This window comes from Achromobacter sp. KK8 (genome assembly GCF_054188005.1).
Genome location: NZ_CM135178.1, coordinates 4,996,261 through 5,012,591 on the forward strand (window position 1 = coordinate 4,996,261; position 16,331 = coordinate 5,012,591).

At 70.4% G+C, this 16,331-nt stretch carries 21 protein-coding genes; 12 read left to right on the forward strand and 9 right to left on the reverse strand.

Annotated features, from left to right (window positions below):
* Positions 1-12 precede the first annotated feature (12 nt).
* Positions 13-396, forward strand: a complete 384-nt coding sequence (locus tag ACVN9Z_RS23150; protein WP_458212690.1) for a c-type cytochrome — start codon at positions 13-15, stop codon at positions 394-396.
* 51 nt (positions 397-447) lie between these two features.
* Here ACVN9Z_RS23150 and ACVN9Z_RS23155 read toward each other — a convergent pair whose 3' ends face one another.
* Positions 448-1,116 (reverse strand): HAD family hydrolase, encoded by a 669-nt coding sequence (locus ACVN9Z_RS23155; protein WP_024069085.1) that lies wholly within the window; start codon positions 1,114-1,116, stop codon positions 448-450.
* Positions 1,117-1,189: 73 nt separating this feature from the next.
* Positions 1,190-2,398, reverse strand: a complete 1,209-nt coding sequence (locus ACVN9Z_RS23160; RefSeq protein ID WP_076469640.1) for an MFS transporter — start codon at positions 2,396-2,398, stop codon at positions 1,190-1,192.
* 107 nt (positions 2,399-2,505) lie between these two features.
* Here ACVN9Z_RS23160 and ACVN9Z_RS23165 point away from each other — a divergent pair, with 107 nt between their 5' ends.
* Positions 2,506-3,408 carry a LysR family transcriptional regulator gene (locus ACVN9Z_RS23165; protein WP_458212691.1) on the forward strand — a complete coding sequence of 301 codons (903 nt, stop codon included), beginning with the start codon at positions 2,506-2,508 and terminating at the stop codon, positions 3,406-3,408.
* A gap of 70 nt (positions 3,409-3,478) precedes the next feature.
* Here ACVN9Z_RS23165 and ACVN9Z_RS23170 read toward each other — a convergent pair whose 3' ends face one another.
* The 3 genes from ACVN9Z_RS23170 to ACVN9Z_RS23180 all read right to left on the reverse strand — a co-directional run bounded on the left by ACVN9Z_RS23170 (position 3,479) and on the right by ACVN9Z_RS23180 (position 5,767).
* Positions 3,479-4,297, reverse strand: a complete 819-nt coding sequence (locus ACVN9Z_RS23170; protein WP_020927997.1) for a DUF169 domain-containing protein — start codon at positions 4,295-4,297, stop codon at positions 3,479-3,481.
* A gap of 85 nt (positions 4,298-4,382) precedes the next feature.
* Positions 4,383-4,811, reverse strand: a complete 429-nt coding sequence (locus ACVN9Z_RS23175) for a GNAT family N-acetyltransferase (RefSeq protein WP_047990972.1) — start codon at positions 4,809-4,811, stop codon at positions 4,383-4,385.
* Between the two features lie 80 nt (positions 4,812-4,891).
* Positions 4,892-5,767, reverse strand: coding sequence for a LysR family transcriptional regulator (locus ACVN9Z_RS23180; RefSeq protein ID WP_024069088.1), 876 nt, complete (start codon positions 5,765-5,767; stop codon positions 4,892-4,894).
* 96 nt (positions 5,768-5,863) lie between these two features.
* Between ACVN9Z_RS23180 and gstA the strand changes: the two genes are divergently transcribed.
* Entirely contained in the window at positions 5,864-6,469 is a 606-nt protein-coding gene (gene gstA, locus ACVN9Z_RS23185) for a glutathione transferase GstA (protein ID WP_024069089.1), read from the forward strand.
* Positions 6,470-6,532: 63 nt separating this feature from the next.
* Here the strand turns inward: gstA and ACVN9Z_RS23190 are convergent, their stop codons facing one another.
* A complete protein-coding gene (locus ACVN9Z_RS23190) occupies positions 6,533-7,303 on the reverse strand; it encodes a hypothetical protein (RefSeq protein ID WP_020928001.1) in 771 nt (256 codons plus the stop codon).
* Positions 7,300-7,833, reverse strand: coding sequence for a MarR family winged helix-turn-helix transcriptional regulator (locus tag ACVN9Z_RS23195; protein ID WP_082391092.1), 534 nt, complete (start codon positions 7,831-7,833; stop codon positions 7,300-7,302). Before ACVN9Z_RS23195 ends, ACVN9Z_RS23190 begins: the two co-directional genes overlap by 4 nt.
* Before the next feature lie 135 nt (positions 7,834-7,968).
* Here ACVN9Z_RS23195 and ACVN9Z_RS23200 point away from each other — a divergent pair, with 135 nt between their 5' ends.
* Together ACVN9Z_RS23200 and ACVN9Z_RS23205 are read left to right on the forward strand one after the other, a co-directional pair.
* Positions 7,969-8,778 (forward strand): nucleotidyltransferase domain-containing protein, encoded by an 810-nt coding sequence (locus tag ACVN9Z_RS23200; RefSeq protein ID WP_006384534.1) that lies wholly within the window; start codon positions 7,969-7,971, stop codon positions 8,776-8,778.
* Positions 8,779-8,789: 11 nt separating this feature from the next.
* Positions 8,790-9,284, forward strand: coding sequence for a GNAT family N-acetyltransferase (locus tag ACVN9Z_RS23205; protein WP_053498418.1), 495 nt, complete (start codon positions 8,790-8,792; stop codon positions 9,282-9,284).
* A 51-nt stretch (positions 9,285-9,335) separates the two neighbouring features.
* Here ACVN9Z_RS23205 and ACVN9Z_RS23210 read toward each other — a convergent pair whose 3' ends face one another.
* A complete protein-coding gene (locus tag ACVN9Z_RS23210; protein ID WP_458212692.1) occupies positions 9,336-10,136 on the reverse strand; it encodes an IclR family transcriptional regulator in 801 nt (266 codons plus the stop codon).
* Positions 10,133-10,765, reverse strand: coding sequence for a flavin reductase family protein (locus ACVN9Z_RS23215; RefSeq protein ID WP_053498443.1), 633 nt, complete (start codon positions 10,763-10,765; stop codon positions 10,133-10,135). The genes ACVN9Z_RS23210 and ACVN9Z_RS23215 overlap by 4 nt, the downstream gene beginning before the upstream one ends.
* Before the next feature lie 230 nt (positions 10,766-10,995).
* Here ACVN9Z_RS23215 and ACVN9Z_RS23220 point away from each other — a divergent pair, with 230 nt between their 5' ends.
* From ACVN9Z_RS23220 to ACVN9Z_RS23250, 7 genes are all read left to right on the forward strand, one after another.
* On the forward strand, positions 10,996-11,958 hold the full coding sequence (locus ACVN9Z_RS23220) for a Bug family tripartite tricarboxylate transporter substrate binding protein (RefSeq protein ID WP_054438178.1): 963 nt from the start codon (positions 10,996-10,998) through the stop codon (positions 11,956-11,958).
* A gap of 8 nt (positions 11,959-11,966) precedes the next feature.
* A complete protein-coding gene (locus ACVN9Z_RS23225) occupies positions 11,967-12,371 on the forward strand; it encodes a RidA family protein (protein ID WP_054449358.1) in 405 nt (134 codons plus the stop codon).
* 9 nt (positions 12,372-12,380) lie between these two features.
* Entirely contained in the window at positions 12,381-13,253 is an 873-nt protein-coding gene (locus tag ACVN9Z_RS23230) for an amidohydrolase family protein (RefSeq protein WP_054438182.1), read from the forward strand.
* Complete coding sequence (locus tag ACVN9Z_RS23235; RefSeq protein ID WP_054438185.1) at positions 13,250-14,113, forward strand: fumarylacetoacetate hydrolase family protein; 864 nt, start codon at positions 13,250-13,252, stop codon at positions 14,111-14,113. Before ACVN9Z_RS23230 ends, ACVN9Z_RS23235 begins: the two co-directional genes overlap by 4 nt.
* A gap of 9 nt (positions 14,114-14,122) precedes the next feature.
* Positions 14,123-14,905, forward strand: coding sequence for a 2-oxo-hept-4-ene-1,7-dioate hydratase (gene hpaH / locus ACVN9Z_RS23240; RefSeq protein WP_047990983.1), 783 nt, complete (start codon positions 14,123-14,125; stop codon positions 14,903-14,905).
* Positions 14,906-14,916: 11 nt separating this feature from the next.
* Positions 14,917-15,693, forward strand: a complete 777-nt coding sequence (locus ACVN9Z_RS23245) for an aldolase/citrate lyase family protein (RefSeq protein WP_047990984.1) — start codon at positions 14,917-14,919, stop codon at positions 15,691-15,693.
* A gap of 144 nt (positions 15,694-15,837) precedes the next feature.
* Positions 15,838-16,317, forward strand: a complete 480-nt coding sequence (locus ACVN9Z_RS23250; protein ID WP_020928004.1) for a DUF6882 domain-containing protein — start codon at positions 15,838-15,840, stop codon at positions 16,315-16,317.
* The last annotated feature ends 14 nt before the right edge of the window (positions 16,318-16,331 follow it).

Sequence of the window (16,331 nt, forward strand, 5' to 3'; positions counted from 1 at the left end):
CGACACGACGACATGAAAACAAAAACAGCATGCATCGCCGCGCTGGGATTCTCCGCGCTCATTCAAACGCCGCCGGCCCTGGCCGAGAACATCAACGGCAGGAATCTCTTCCAGCAGCGATGCGCCATGTGCCACGGCGCGGACATCAAGGGCACCGGGCCATTGGCCAGGAAAAGCAATCCGCCCACCCCGGACCTCACCACCGCGGCGTTCAAGAAGCGGCTGATCGACTATCCAGGCGTCATCGTGTCCTCGGTCATCCTCCGTCCCAACGGCGACCTCATCCCCAGGACATTGCGCGAAAACGGCGTGAAGGTGCCGCCGCATGCGTGGACGGTCAAGGATTTCCGTGACCTGAACGAATACATGACGGGCGTGATCGCCAAGAGCCGTTGATGGGCGCGTCGCCACCGCGCCCATGCCAAGCGGCCCGGGCGCGTGGCGGCCCTAGATGATCTCCGACAGGCGTTGCAAGTCGCTGATGACCTCGAACGCGCCTTCGTCCAGCAGGCGCTTGCGCTGATCCGGCCCGTTGTGCGAGGCGCCGATGTAGCCCACCGCCCGCATGCGCGCGGCGCGGGCGGCGCGCACGCCGGGCACGCTGTCCTCGACCACCACGCATTCCAGGATCGCGGTGCGCATCTGGCGCGCGGCGAACAGGAACACATCCGGCGCCGGCTTGCCATGCGCCACCTGCGCGGTGCTGAATACATTGGGCGCGAACGCCTCCCACAGCCCCACCAGCTTGAGCGCCGCTTCCAGCTTGGGCGGCGTGCTGCTGGAGGCCACGCAATACTCGATGCCGCGCTGGCGCAACGCCGCCAGGGTCTCGTGCACGCCGGGCAACGCGCGCAATTCCTGGCGGAAGGTGTCCTGCAGGCGGTCGGCGTACTGGCGCGGGAATTCCGGCGGCAGCGGCCGTGCGTTCTCTTCCTGCAGGGTCTGCCACATGTCGGCATCGGGGATGCCGGCGAAGCGCCGGGCAGCTTCTTGCGGTGTGATGGCGATGCCGTGTTCGGCCAGCGCGCGCGACTGGGCACGCGCGGCGATGATTTCGCTGTCGATCAGGACGCCGTCACAATCGAAAATGACCAGGCGCGGGGCAGGCGTAGACATGGGGACTCCACGGGATGCGAGCCTCCATGATAGGCCGCCCGCATGACAATCGATGCGGGGGTGGCGACGGCGCCTACAGGCGCGCGCCGTTCAGCCGCCGCAGGCGCCAGGCGATGGCCACGCCGCCCAGCGCCGCGGCCGCCACGATCAGCGATGCCTGCGCCCAGCCGTAGCGATCGATCACGCCGCCCACCGTCACCGGGCCGATCACCTGCCCCAGGTTGCTGCCCATCATCACCAGGCCCACCGTGGCCGCCGTGAGCGCCGGCCGCGGCGCCACCAGTGGCGCCGTGCCCAGCAGCGTCGCCGGGATCAGGCCGCCCACGGCCGAGAACAGCACGCACAGCAGGAACGTCGGCATCGCCGCGAACACCGATCGGAAGATCAGCAGCGCCACCACGCCCATCGCCACGCTGGCGCAGGCGATCAGGGTCGAACGGCGCCAGCCGCGCGACAGCAGCACGCCGGCGCCCAGGTTGCCGATGATGTTGGCGGCGCTGGCGACCGCGCTGTAGAGGCCGGCGGTGGCCAGCGGCAGGCCCAGCTTGTCCATCAGCAACACCGGCAGGAAGGTGAACAGCGCGAAGAACATCAGGCTGTAGAGCGTGAACGAGGCCGCCAGCAGCATCGGCCCGGCCGCGCCCAGGGTGTCCGTGGTGTCGCGGCGCAAACCGTTCCAGGACAGGGCCGCGCCGCCCGGCACCGGCGGCGCCAGCGCGGCGATACAGCCCAGCGCGAGCACCGCGGCGGCGCCGGCGCACCACCAATAGGCGTGCCAGTCGCCAAACGCCTGCGAGGCCAGCATGGCGATCGCCATGCCCGCCGGCATGTAGCAGCTCCAGAGCGCGAACGCCAGGTCGCGGCTGGACGGCAGCACCAGGCGCTGCAAGGCCGCCGGCCCGGCCACCGTGATCAGCAGGAAGCCCAGGCCCTCGACCACGCGCGAGGCCAGCAGCACGCCATAACCCGGCGCCAGCGCGCCCGCCGCCGTGCCCGCCGCGACCGTGGCCAGGCCCCACAGCAGCATGCGGCGCGCGCCAAAGCGCGCAATGACGCCGCCGGCGGCGATGCCGCCGACCATCCCCAGGATGGAGAACACCGCCGTCAGCGTGCCGATCGACGCCAGGTCCAGTCCCAGGTCGCGGCGCAGCAGCGGCGCCGCGATGATCACCTTGCCCACCTGCAACGACGCCACCACCCCGGCGCCCACGATCGCCAGCACCGCCCCCCAACGGGTCGCCGCCGGCTGGCCGGCCCGCGCCGCGCCTTCCACCTTGTCCATCCTTGCCTCTCCTCGCTTGCAATGCCGCCAGCATGCCGGCCGGAACCGATTCTGATAAGTGATAATCTTTTGATGGAACCGATCTTGAAAATAGATCAGGACGCACGATGATAGACGCCCTCACCCTGGATCAGCTACGCGTGTTCGCCGCCGTGGCCGACACCGGCAGTTTCCGCGCCGCGGCCAAGCAGCTGGCGCGAGTGCAGTCGGCCCTCAGCCACGCCATCGCCAACATGGAAACGCAGCTGGGCGTGAAGCTGTTCGACCGCGGCGGCCACCGGCCCGTCATGACACCGGAAGGCCAGGCGCTGCTGGCCAACGCGCGCGACATCCTGCTGCGGGTGGACGCCATGCGCGCCCGCGCCCAGGGGCTGGGCGAAGGGGTGGAGCTGGAACTGTCGCTCGTGGTGGACACCCTGTACCCCATTGCCCAGGTTGGCGCCGCGCTGAACCGCCTGCGCGCCGCCTATCCGTCCGTGGCCACGCGCGTCGCGGTGCTGCCGCTGGGCGGCCCCATCGCCGCGCTGCTGGACGGCAGCCATCAACTGGGCATCATCGCCGGCGAGCATTTCCGCCATCCGCGCATCGCCATGCAGGCCTTGTCCTCGGTGCAGATGGTCGCCGTGGTCGGCGCCAGCCATCCCCTGGCGGCGCGCGTGGCCGACGGCGCGCCGCTGGCCACGCCCGAACTGGCCGACCACCTGCAGGTGGTGCAGATCGACCCATCCACCCTCAGCGCCGGCCGCGACTTCGCGGTGCTGTCGCCGCAGACCTGCCGGGTCAGCGGGCAGGACACCAAGCATGCGCTGATCCTGGCCGGCGTCGGCTGGGGCCGGCTGCCGCTGTGGCTGGTCGAACGCGACCTGGCCGAGGGCCGGCTGCTGCGCCTGCCCACCGGCAGCCTGGGGCGCGGCAGCCAGGTGGCCACCGAGGTCTACCTGGCGCACCGCATCGACCAGCCGCTGGGGCCGGCCGCGCGCACGCTGGCGGCGGCGCTGGCGGGCGCCTGACGGCCAGGGCCACGGCCCGGTCCGGGGCCAATTCAGGCCAGGCGCGGCGCCCGTGGCTGGCGGCTTCGCCTCAGGCGCGCGGCGGCTGCGCGTAGCTCACGCCCATGCCGGCGCGCACGTCGTTCTGGATGCCATACGGCGGAATCGGATAGCGCAGGCCATTGGCCGACAAGGCCTTCATTCCCTCGATCGCCATGGGCAGGTAGCGCGGCGGCAGCGCCATCAGCATTTCCTCGTCCGGCACGCCGCCGTAGCGGCGCTCGGCATAACAGGGCAAGGACAGGCTGGGCTCGCCGGTGGCCAGCGCCCGCCCCCAGGAATCGGCGCAGGCGGTCTCGCCCACCACGCTCCAGTCGAAGCGCCGGTAGTTCTTCCATTGCAGGCCGTTGATCAGGATGATCATCTGCCCGGGCGTGGCGTACACCAGGCAGATGTCGGGCGGATCGAGCCGGCCCGAGGCCAGCGGCGACACCACCATGGCCCGATACCTGCCCGCCGGCACACAAGACAGGGCTTCCTGGCGGGCGCGCGCGTCGGCCTCGGTGGCGTGCCAGACGCCGACGTATTCCTTGCCGCTGCGCCAGGCCTCGTCCTGCGGCCCCAGGCCGATCACCGCGCGGCACTGCGCCCCGACGAGGTCATCGCCGGTGATGCCGACGGTCCAGCCCAGCCGCGCCGCCATGCCGACGATCTGGTCGGTGGTGTGGGTGGCCTTGGGCCGCCGCAGTCCCTTCACGCCGGCCAGCGCCGCTTCGTCCTGGTAGAGCTTCATGCCGATGACCGTGGTCTTGAGCCGCAGCAGGCGGTTCAGGTCGTCGACCAGCGCCGCCCAGTCGAGCGGCTGGCCTGGGATGGCCTCTTGATTTGTCTGTTGGGTTGTCTCTTCCATGCCCGTCCTTTGGACTTGTCGTTGGTACGGGCAAGACTACACGAGAGCAAGGCCGGCAGGCCAACCTGTCCGCCCCCGCCGCCGCTCAGCCGCGGCAGGACTTCATCAGGTACTTGGGCGATTCCGCGTAGCCCTGGCGATAGTAGAAGCGGTGCGCATCGACGCGGCGCTCGTGGCAATGCACCTCGATGCGGTCGCAGCCGCGGGCGCGCGCCAGCGCTTCGGCCGCCTCTTCCAGGGCCCGCCCCACGCCGCTGCCGCGGGCCGCGTCGCTGACGCAGAAATAGGTGATGCGGCAGAAGTCCCCCGGCAGCGCCAGCTGCACCATGAAATGCAGGCCGATGAACCCCAGCAGCCGGCCGCCGTCCTCGGCCACCAGCAGTTCGGCGTCGCGGTGCCCCAGCAGGCGCTCGATCTTCTCCGGCACGAAACCCGCGGTGCCGGGATAGCCCAGCTGGGCCAGCAGTTCAACGATGTCGGCGCTGTCGCCGGCTTGCGCATTGCGGATGATCATAGGGCCTCGGGCAAAAGCGCTGATGGTAGGCGGCCACGATGTCGCCGCGATGACCGCGCGCGGCGCCGCGCCCCGCCGCGTCAGGCGCGGCGGTCATCCTGGCGCAACATTGCGAACAGGGCCTGCACGGCGGCCGAGCCGGCGGCGGCCGGCGACGCGGCCAGCGCGAAACGGCGCCGCACCGGCTCGGCCAGCGGCAACACCCGCAAGCCGCGCCGGTTCTCCGGCAGGGTCAGTTCCGGCACCAACGCCACGCCGACATTGTCGCGCACCAGCGCATGCGCGCTGGACCACTCCATCACGGTGGCGCGCACGTCGGCCAGCGCCAGGCCGGCGTCCGCCGCCACGCTGCCGGCATGCACGCTGCAGCCGCCGGTGGCCAGCACGAAAGGCTGCGCCACCAATTGCGCCAGCGCCACCGACGCGCCGCGCGCCAGCGGATGCGCCGCCGGCAGCACCGCCACCCAGTGGTCCTCGCCCAGCGGACAGGTGGCGCGGCCGGCAGGCGGATTCAACACCACGCCCACGTCCACGGTGTCCGCCGCCAGCAGGTCTTCGATCTCGCTGTCGCTGGCCTCCAGCGGCACCACGTCGATGGCCGGATGCAATTGCCGGAAACGCCGCAGCACCGGCGGCAGGATGGTCGAGAACACCATCGGGAAACTGGCCAGCCGCAACACCCCGCCCGGCGCGCCGGCCGCCTCGCGCGCCAGCGCCTGGATGCGGCCGAGCGCGGCGAGCATGGCGCGAGCCTCGTGCGCGACCCGCAGCCCCAACGCGGTCGGCACGCTCTGGCGCCGTTCGCGGGTGAACAGCGGCGCGCCCAGGTGGTGTTCGAGTTGCGCGATGGCCTGGCTGGCGCCCGATTGCGTCATGCCCACCTGCCTTGCCGCGTGCGTGATGTTGCCGGCGTCCACCACCGCCAGCAGCAGCCGCCAGTGAATCAGGTTCATCATGGCATCAGCCCAGCTTATTGCATGTTTATGAAGAAGTAATTTTACGGATGTTTGGCGGCGCGGCATCCTGGCGTTCCCTTCTTCCGGATTGCCCGCATGAAACTCTATTACGCTCCCGGCACCTGCTCGCTCTCGCCCCACATCCTGTTGCGCGAACTCGACCTGCCCTTCACCCTGGTGCGGGTCGACAACCGCAGCAAGCGCACCGCCGACGGCGGCGATTTCCTGGCCATCAATCCCAAGGGCTATGTGGCCGCGCTGCGGCTGGACGACGGCCGGGTGCTGACCGAAGGCCCGGCCATCAGCCAATACCTGGCCGACCTGCGGCCCGAAGCCGGCCTGGCGCCGCCCGCGGGCAGCTGGGGCCGCAGCCAGTTGCAGGAATGGTTGAATTTCATCTCGGCGGAAATCCACGGCGGCTTCGGCCCGCTGTTCAACCGCGATCTGCCCGAGGCGGCGCGCGCGTGGTGGCAGGGTCGCCTGGAAAAGCGCCTGGACTACGTCGCCGCCGCGCTGCACGCGCGGCAGGCCCTGGTGCAGGACCGCTACGGCGTGGCCGACATCTACCTGTACGCGGTGCTGCGTTGGGCGCCCCAACTCGGCGTGGACCTGGCGCGCTGGCCGGAGCTGGTGCATTTCCAGCGCCGCATCGAATCGCGCCCCGCCGTGCAGGCCGCGCTGGCGGCCGAAGCGCACGCTTGAACAGCTCGCGGCCGGTCCGCAATGGCGATCGATAGCCGCGTGGCCTGCGCGGCCCGCGGCGCGCTACGCCCCGATGGTGCGCAGCGCCCGCTGGCAGATGCGTTGCGTCGCCGCGACCGGGCTGTGCGTCAGCCAGCGCGCGCACACCCGCCGGACCCAGTCCGGCTGGTCCTTGCTGGCATCGTTCAGCCAGTTCGCCACCGAATCCTGCACATAGACCGCCGGATCGGCGCGCAGCGGCTCCAGCAGCGGCAGCGCCTGCCCCGGATCCGCCTTGAGCGCGGCGATGTGCGCGCACCAGACGCCGCGCGGCCGCAACGCTTCGCTGGCAAAGCGGCGCAGGCGCTCGGACGGCAATGCCGTCCACGCCTGCAGTTGCGCGATGGCCGCGTCCAGGTCCGCCGCCAGCGCCGGCCGCACCGCCAGCCAGGCCCATTCGCGCACGCCGAAATGCGCGTCGTCGGCCAGCGGCCGGATCCGCGCCAGGCGCTGCGCCAGCGACAGGCCCGGCGCGGCGCCCACCATGAAGCAGGCCCAGCCGCGCGCGGTATCCGACGCCTGCGCCGCCATGCGCGCCATGCCGGGTTCGCCCAGGCTTTCCCCCAGGATCCGCGCCGCCAGCGCCATGCGCCGGGAAATTCCCAGCGCCGCCGCGGCCCGCATGCGCGCGATGCCTGCGGCGCCGACCTCGGGCGCCAGCGCCTGCATCAGGCGGGCGAAGTCCACCGCCAGGCATTCGGTCAGGTGCGTGGCCGGCGCGCCGGCGTTCAGTTGCGCGAGGCGATCGGCGCCGATGTCCTTGACGCCGCGGCCGGCGGGTTTCGCGGCGCTCATGGCGCGGCTCCGGCCGGCGCCGCGCGCCCGCTGTCGGTGCCGCGCCAGACCTTGGCCAACAGGTCGCCAAGCTGGCGCCGCTCGGCTTGCGACAGGCCGTCGAACAGCGAGCCGATCCATTGCGCGTGCTCCTTGAACAGGCGTGCCGCCGCCGCCCTGCCCTTGGGCGTCAGCGTCACGGTGACGCGGCGCCGGTCGTCCAGGCCCGGCTGGCGCAACACGAAGCCATCGCGTTCCAAGCCGTCGAGCAGGCCCGTGACGGTGGCGCGGGTCACGCCCGCGCGCGCCGCCAGCTCGTGCGGCGACAGGCCGCCGGCCTGGGCATGCAGCAGGAACAACAGCACGAACTTGCCTTCGGACAACTGCCGTGGCGCCAGGCGCGCGGCGCAGTCGCGGTCGATGGCGCCGGCCAGGGCCAGCACCTGGAAGCACAGCCGGATACCGTCGGACGAAGGCAGCCCGCGACGGGCGGCCTCGTCGAGCAAGGCATGGTGCTTGGGTTCCAACATGGCGGGATGAACGGCTGGCATGTGCTTTCGGAAAATTGATATGGAGGCATATGATAAGCCGCCTAATCATTGAATGGCAAACGCGCGCGGGACCGCAACGCGCCGCCGCTCGCCACGCGCATCGCGCCCGCGGGACGAAGTGCTAGCATTGGACGCATGACCTCGATCCTGCATGCCCATCCCATCGATCCGGCCGTCCGCGAACGCGTCATGGCCACGCTGGAACACATCGAACAGCGTCACGACGTGCGCGTCCTGCTCGCCTGCGAATCCGGCAGCCGCGGCTGGGGCTTCGCCTCGCCCGACAGCGACTACGACGTGCGCTTCCTGTACGTGCACAAGCTGGACTGGTACCTGCGCGTGGCGCCCCAGCGCGACGTGATCGAACTGCCCATCGACGACGAGCTGGACGTGTCCGGCTGGGAATTGCGCAAGGCGCTGCAACTGCTGCGCGGCTCCAACCCCACCCTGTTCGAGTGGCTGGATTCGCCCGTGCTGTACCGCCAGGACGAGGCCACCAGCGCCTGGCTGCGGCACTTTCGCAGCGGGTATTTCTCGCACATGAAGGGCCGCTGGCATTACGTGTCCATGGCCGGCCGCAATTTCCGCGAATCGCTGCAGGGCGACACGGTGCGGCTCAAGAAATACCTGTACGTGCTGCGTCCGGTGCTGGCCGCGCAATGGATCGACAGCGGCCGCGGCATCCCGCCGATGCGCTTTGCCGACCTGGCCGATGCCATGGTCACCGACCCCGCGCTGCGCGACGAGATCAACGCGCTGCTGGCCATCAAGATGCAGGCCGGCGAAGCCGAACACGGCCCGCGCTTCCCGTTGATCCACGCCTACCTGGAAACCACGCTGCCGGCTTTGGAAAAAGCCCCCTTCTTCGACCGGCCCGATGGCCAGACCGAGCGGCTGGACCGGTTCCTGTACGAAGTCGTGACCGGCGCGCCGCTGACGTATTGAGCGCCGCCACAATGCCGCCCGCCCCGACCGTCACGCTGCGCCGCCTGCGCGAAAACGACGTGCCCATGATCCTGGCCCTGGAATCCGACCCCGAGGTCATGCGCCACAGCACCGGCGTCAAGCCCGCCACCCAGGCGCGCCGCCAGGAACTGCTGGATTGGCTGAAGACGCCGCCCGACGCGATCGGCCACTGGGCGGTCGTCGATCCTGACGGCGTGGCGGTGGGCTGGATCAGCCTGACACGGCTGGAAGACACTGGCGCGTTGCAGCTGGCCTACCGCCTGCAACGGTCGGCCTGGGGACGCGGCTATGCCACCGGGGCGGCGCGCCAGCTGTGCGATTACGCCTGGCGCGCGCTCGACTGCGCGGAGCTGCTGGCCGTCACCTGGCCCGACAACCTGGGATCGCAGCGCGTGCTGCAGAAACTGGGCTTCACCTTCCGCGCCGTCGAAACGCATTACGGACGCGCTACCCGCGTCTACGCGCTGGCGCGTCCCCCAGGCTGACCGCGACCGCCGCTTACGCCAGGGCGGTGCGCGCCTGAGGCTCCGCCCCGCTCACCGCCGCCGCTCGCTGACCTCCGCATGGCGCCGCGCGATCGCCTGGGCGCGGTCGCGCATGCGTTCGACCACCTGCGCCAGCCGCCCGCCTGCCAGGCGCTCGGCCATCGCCGTCACCGTCACCGCGCCCAGCGGCTCGCCGCCTTCGGCGCGGATCGGCAGCGCCACCGCGCTGGTGCCCGGCATCAAGCCGGCGGGCGCGTGGGCGATGCCGCTGGCGCGCGCCTGCGCGACCCGCGCCAGAATGTCCTCGGCCCGCTCCCCGGCCACCGCCAGCCGCGCGGCATTGGCCTGCACGATGGCGGCGCTCTCGGCCTCGGGCAGGCACGACAACAGCGCCACGCCGGACACGCCCAACCCCAACGGCCGGCGCACGCCCACTTCGATCGACAGCACCTGGATCGGATGATGGCCGGTCTCGCGGCCGATGCAGATCGAATCGTGCCCATGCCGCACGCTCAGGAACACCGTGTCGCCGACCTGGTCGGCCAGTTCCGCCAGATAGGGATCGGCCAGCGTCAGCAAGGGAAAACGGCGCGTGCGCGCCAGGCCCAGCAGGCTGATTTCCGGACCGATCAGGTAGCGGCGCGTGGCCGCATCCTGCTCCACCGCGCCTTCCTGGATCAGCGTCTTGAGCAGGCGATGCACCGTCGGCCGGTTCAGCCCCGACATGCGCTGCAGGTCGATCAGGCGCACGCCGCGTTCCTGGCCACAGGCCACCAACCGCAGGATGGCCATGGCGCGGCGCACGGTCTGCGCGCCCGGCTGCGCCTCGTCGGCCGCGGCGTCGACGCTCATGCCGGATCCTTGCCCATGACGGATTTCGGCGTCTGGCGCAGCGCCTGCTTGGTCACCAGGGGGCCCAGCAGCGCGTAGTTCGGCCCGGCGATGCGGCATACCGGATCGAGGGCCAGCGTGTCGATCTTGCCGTCGCGCGCCAGGCCGTCGCGGATATGGAACAGCTTCACCTCGCCGACGAAGAACTCCGCCCCCGTCTCGCCGAACGGGATCACGCTGTGCAAGGTGCATTCCAGGCTGACCGGCGCCGCGGCCAGCCGCGGCGTGGCCACGCTCTCGCCGGGCAGCACCGCCAGTTGCAGCACCTCGGCCTCGCTGACCTCGGGCGGGTGTTCCTCGGCGCTGGCATGGATGGCATCGAGCAGGCTGGCGTTGCCGATGTTCACCACGAAGTGGCCGTGTTCCAGGATGTTGTTGGCGGTGTCCTTGCGCCGGCCGGCCTTGCGGCCGATGTTGATGCCCAGCATCGGCGGCGTGTTCGACACGAACGTGAAGCAGCTGAACGGCGCCAGGTTGACCTTGCCCGCCGGCCCGAGCGTGGTGATCCAGGCGATCGGGCGCGGCACCACGATGCCGCTCATGAGCTTGTAGGTCTGTTCGGGATTGAGTTCCGGGGCGGCGATACGCATCAAAGAGACGTCCATATGTTGAACCTGGCTGGGCGGCGCGGCATTGCCGCCGGCCCAGGCTTTCACGGCATTTTCCCGGGTTTTCGGCTGGCCAGTGAATCGGGGCAAACCGCGATTGCCGCAATAAGTCCAACATCCGGACTTTTTCGGATTTTTGGCGTTGTCGCCGCGCGGCCAAGTTTCTAGAGTCTCCCAAAACAACAACACACCCACGCACTGGAGACAAAACCATGACCCTGCTTGCAAAAGCTGGCGCCGCCCTGGCGCTGATGGCCGCGACCACGCTGGCCCACGCCTGGCCCGACAAACCCGTGAAGATCGTGGTGCCCTACCCGCCCGGCGGCAACGTCGACGTGGCCGCGCGCCTGATCAGCCCCGGCCTGCAGGCCGCCTTCGGCCAGCCCTTCATCGTCGAGAACAAGCCCGGCGCCGGCGGCATGATCGCCGGCGAGCAGGTGGCGCGCGCCGAGCCCGACGGCTACACGCTGTTCATGGCCGCCAACGGCCCTCTGCTGTTCAGCCCGCTGATCTTCAAGCGGCAGGCCTACAAGTGGGACAAGGACTTCGAGCCCATCAGCTCGGTGTCCTACACGCCGCTGGTGCTGCAAGTGCGGCCCGGCCTGCCCGTGAAGACCCTGGGCGAACTGCTGGCGCTGGCCAGGAAGGAACCCGGCAAGCTCAACATGGCCTCGCCCGGCGCCGGCACCACCAACCACCTGGTGAGCGAACTGCTGCAATCGCTGACCGGCGCGCGCTGGACCACCGCGCAATACAAGGGCAACGCGCCCGCCACCACCGACCTGCTGGGCGGCCAGGTGGACTTCAACTTCGACCAGATCTCGGTGTCGCTGCCCTACATCAAGGAAGGCCGCACCCGCGGCCTGGCCGTCACCACCGCCAGGCGCGTGCCGTCGCTGCCCGACATCCCAACCTTCGCCGAGGCCGGCGTGCCGGGCATGGAAGCGGCCACTTTCACCGGCCTGCTGGCGCCCAAGGGCACGCCGCCCGAGGTGCTGGCGCGCCTGAGCCAGGCGCTGGAAAAGATACTGAGCCAGCCCGAGATCATCCAGCGTTTCCAGGAGCTGGGCGCCGACGCCCAGGCCAGCTCGCCCGCCGACTTCACCCGCTACCTGGCCGCCGAGGATGCGCGCTGGACGCCCATCATCGAGCGCGCGGGCATCACCGCCAACTAAGGTCCGCCATGACACGACAAAGCGCACGACAAAGCACACGACAGAGCATCTACGCCGAAGGCTTCAGCCACAAGAACCCCATTCCCGCCGCCTGCCGCGTCGGCGGCATGCTGTATTCGGGCAGCATCCAGGGCACCGACCCCGCCACCGGCGCCTATGGCGACACGCTGGAACGGCAGTGCGAACTGATGTTCGGCCACGTGCGCCGCATCGTCGAAGCCGGCGGCGGCTCGCTCGCCAACATCGCCAAGATGACCGTGTGGATGCGCGACCGATCGCAGCGCGCGGCGCTCAACGCCGTCTGGCTGCGCGCCTTCCCCGATCCCGCCGACCGGCCCGCGCGCCACACCATGCAGGCCGACCTGGACGGCGACAAGCTGATCGAATGCGACTTCGTCGCCGTGCTGGACTGAGGGAACGACATGCCGCAATACCTGCCCTTCAATCCGCATCCCACCGCGCCGGCGCGGCGCCTGCCGCCCGGCGCCTGCGACAGCCAGTTCCACGTGTTCGGCCCCGCCGAGCGCTACCCGGTGCGCCCCGGCGCCGCCTACGAAATGCCCAGCGCCACCATCGAAACGGCGCTGCGCCTGCACCGCCTGCTCGGCATCGAGCGCGGCGTCATCGTCCAGGCCACCACCTACGGCGCCGACCACCAGGTGGTGCTGGACGGCCTGGCCGCCGCCGGCCCCAACTATCGCGGCTGCGCCAACGCGCTGGTGCTGGCCGAGCGCGACGACGCCTACATCGCCCGGCTGCACGACGCCGGCGTGCGCGGCGCGCGCTTCACCCGGCAGGGCCTGGGCATCAGCATGGAACCGGCCGTGTTCGAGCGCGCCATCGCCCGCATCCGCGAGCTGGGCTGGTACGCCAAGTTCCAGCCCGAACCCGACGGCATGATGGCCCAGGTGGCGCAGTTCGAGCGCCTGGACATCCCTGTGCTGATCGACCACATGGGCCGCGCCGACCCCACCGCCGGCGCCGCCGATCCCACCCGCCGCGCGCTGCTGGACCTGCTGGCGCGCGGCAACTTCTGGGTGATGCTGTCGCTGACCGAAAAGCTGTCGCGCAGCGGCCCGCCCTGGGACGACGTGGTGCCGCTGGCGCAGGCGCTGATCGCCGCCAACCCCGACCGCGTGGTCTGGGGCAGCGACTGGCCGCACCCGGTGTCGGTCAAGCAGCCGCCCGACGAAGGCCGCCTGATGGACCAGTTGGCGCGCTACGCCGGCGACGACGCCATCCTCAAGAAAATCCTGGTCGACAACCCGGCCCGCCTCTTTGGATTCGACGCATGAAATTCCTGTCCTTTGAACACCAGGGCCGCGCCGGCTTCGGCCTGCTGCGCGGCGACGCCGTGGTCGACCTGGGTGGTCAAGGCCACGCTGACCTGCAGGCGGCGGTGGCCGCGGGTGCCCTGCCGCGCCTGGCTGCGGCCGCCGAACGCCTGGACGCCACGCTGCCGCTGTCCGCGCTGACCCTGCTGCCCCCCATCGCCAACCCCGGCAAGATCATCTGCGTAGGCGTCAACTACGGCCACCGCAACGAGGAATACAAGGACGGCAGCGCGCCGCCGCAATACCCCAGCGTGTTCCCGCGCTTTCCCGAATCGTTCGTGGGCCATGGCCAGCCGCTGCTGCGCCCGCCCGAATCCGAGCAGCTCGACTACGAAGGCGAGATCGCCATCGTCATCGGCAAGGCCGGCCGCCGTATCGCCGCCGAGGATGCCTGGTCGCACATCGCCGGCCTGACCTGCCTGAACGAAGGCACGGTGCGCGACTGGCTGCGCCACGGCAAGTTCAACGTGACGCAGGGCAAGAACTGGGATGCCAGCGGCTCCATGGGGCCATGGCTGGTCAGTGCCGACGCCTTCGATCCGCAGGCGCCGCTGACGGTCACCACCCGCGTGAACGGCGAGGTGCGCCAGCACGACAGCACCGCCAACCTGATGTTCCCGTTCGCCGAACTGATCCGCTACATCTCGATCTGGACCACGCTCAAGCCGGGCGACGTCATCTCGACCGGCACGCCCATCGGCGCCGGCGTGCGCTTCGATCCGCCGCGCTTTCTCAAACCTGGCGACGTGGTCGAAGTGGAAGTTTCCGGTATCGGCACGCTCTCCAACCCCGTGGCCGACGAAACGGCCGCGCGCCCCTGAGGACACCCCATGTTGAACGACGCACAACGCCAGCAGGCGGCCACGCTGCTGATCGAGGCCGAACGCACCGGCGTGCCCACCACGCAACTGGACCAGGCCTTTCCCGGCATCGAGATCGCCGACGCCTACGCCATCCAGCAGCGCATCATCGCCAGCAAGCTGGCCGCCGGCGCGCGCCTGCGCGGCCACAAGATCGGGCTGACCTCCAAGGCCATGCAAAGCACCGTCGGCATCGACGAACCCGACTACGGCCATCTGCTGGACACCATGTTCTTCCAGGACGGCGACACCATCGCCACCGAAAAACTGATCGTGCCACGCGTCGAGGTCGAGCTGGCCTTCGTGCTGGGCAAGCCGTTGCGCGGTCCGGACGTGACGCTGTTCGACGTGCTCGACGCCACCGACTACGTGGTGCCGGCGCTGGAACTGATCGACGGCCGCAGCAAGTACCCGCGCCGCATCGTCGACAACATCGCCGACAACGCCGCCTGCGCCGGCATCATCCTGGGCGGCCGCCCGGTCAAGCCGCTCGATGTCGATCTGCGCTGGGTCGCGGCGCTGCTGCTCAAGAACGGCGTGATCGAGGAATCGGGCGTGTCGGCCGCGGTGCTCGGCCACCCGGCCATGGGCATCGTCTGGCTGGCCAACAAGCTGGCGGCGCACGACACCGGGCTGGAAGCCGGCCAGATCGTGCTGGCCGGTTCGTTCACCCGCACCGTGGCGGTGGCCAAGGGCGACACCATCCATGCCGACTACGGCCCGCTGGGCAGCATCTCGGTGCATTTTTCCTGAAGAGGCCGCCGATGCAACTTCCCGCCAATCCCTTCAAGCGCGCGCTGCGCGAACGGCGCCACCAGACCGGCCTGTGGGTCACGCTGGCCAACCCCAACAGCGCCGAACTGGTGGCCGGCTCCGGTTTCGACTGGCTGCTGCTGGACACCGAGCACACGCCCGCGCTGCTGCCCACCGTCATGGCGCAACTGCAGGCGGTCGCGCCCTATCCCACCCACGCGGTGGTACGCCCGACCTGGAACGACAACCTGCAGATCAAGCGCTATCTGGACATCGGCGCGCAGACGCTGCTGCTGCCTTATGTGCAGAACGCCGACGAGGCGCGCCAGGCCGTGGCCGGCACGCGCTACGCGCCGCGTGGCGTGCGCGGCGTCGGCGGCACGGTGCGCGCCACCCGCTATGGCCGCGTCGCCGACTACATGCGGCATTGCGAAAACGAACTGTGCCTGCTGATCCAGGCCGAGACCGGCGAAGCGCTGGAGCAACTGGACGCCATGGCCGCGGTCGACGGCGTGGACGGCATCTTCATCGGCCCGGCCGACCTGGCCGCCAGCCTGGGCTATCCAGGCGAGCCCGGCCACCCGCAAGTCGTGGCCGCGGTCGAAGCCGCCATCGCCCGCATCCGCAAGGCCGGCAAGGCGCCCGGCGTGCTGACCGTGGACGAAACGCTGGCGCGGCGCTACATGGCGGCCGGCAGCCTGTTCACGGCGGTCGGCGTGGACGCCGCCCTGCTGGCGCGGCACTGCGATCAATTGGCGCAGCGCTTCGCCTCGCCAAACGCCGGTTAACGCGGGCCAAGGCGCGGACGATCGAACCGGCGGGCTGCCGCGCCGCCTGCCCGCGCCAATTGCCCCGCTCGCCATCAGTGCCAAGCGGCGGCGCCAGACCTTTACGGGTACCCTATCGGTTTTCCATCACCCGCAAAGCCCCGCATGTCCGACACCACGCAGCCCTTCGACGTTTCCGCCTACATCGCCCAGAGCCTGGAAGGCATGCGCGCCGCCACCTCGGCGCACTGCGCCACCTGGCACCTGGACGAAGCCGGGCAATGGTCCGTGGACATGGACAGCGGCCTGATCGTGTTCCAGCTGCCCGGCGGCATCACCGCGCAAGCGCCGGTGCAGATCGTCGGCACCTCCAACAGCGAGGACGGCAGCTTCCTGTGGGGCTGGGATCATCCCTCCGTGCCCGCCGAACTGGCCGAACACGCCCAGCTGGCGCTGGCCTTCGGCAAGGCCCATGGCCTGGAGGCGTACACCCACCGCAAGGTGCCCTGCGACGACGCCCTGGCCTGGGAATTCACCGCCGTCGCCATGCGGCTGGGCGAGGCCAGCGGTTCCTACCGCGCGCAGGCCTCGGACACCGCGCACGTCTGGATGACGTTCGGCCAGGTCACGCTGTCCAAGGCCTGACGCCCGCGGCGCGC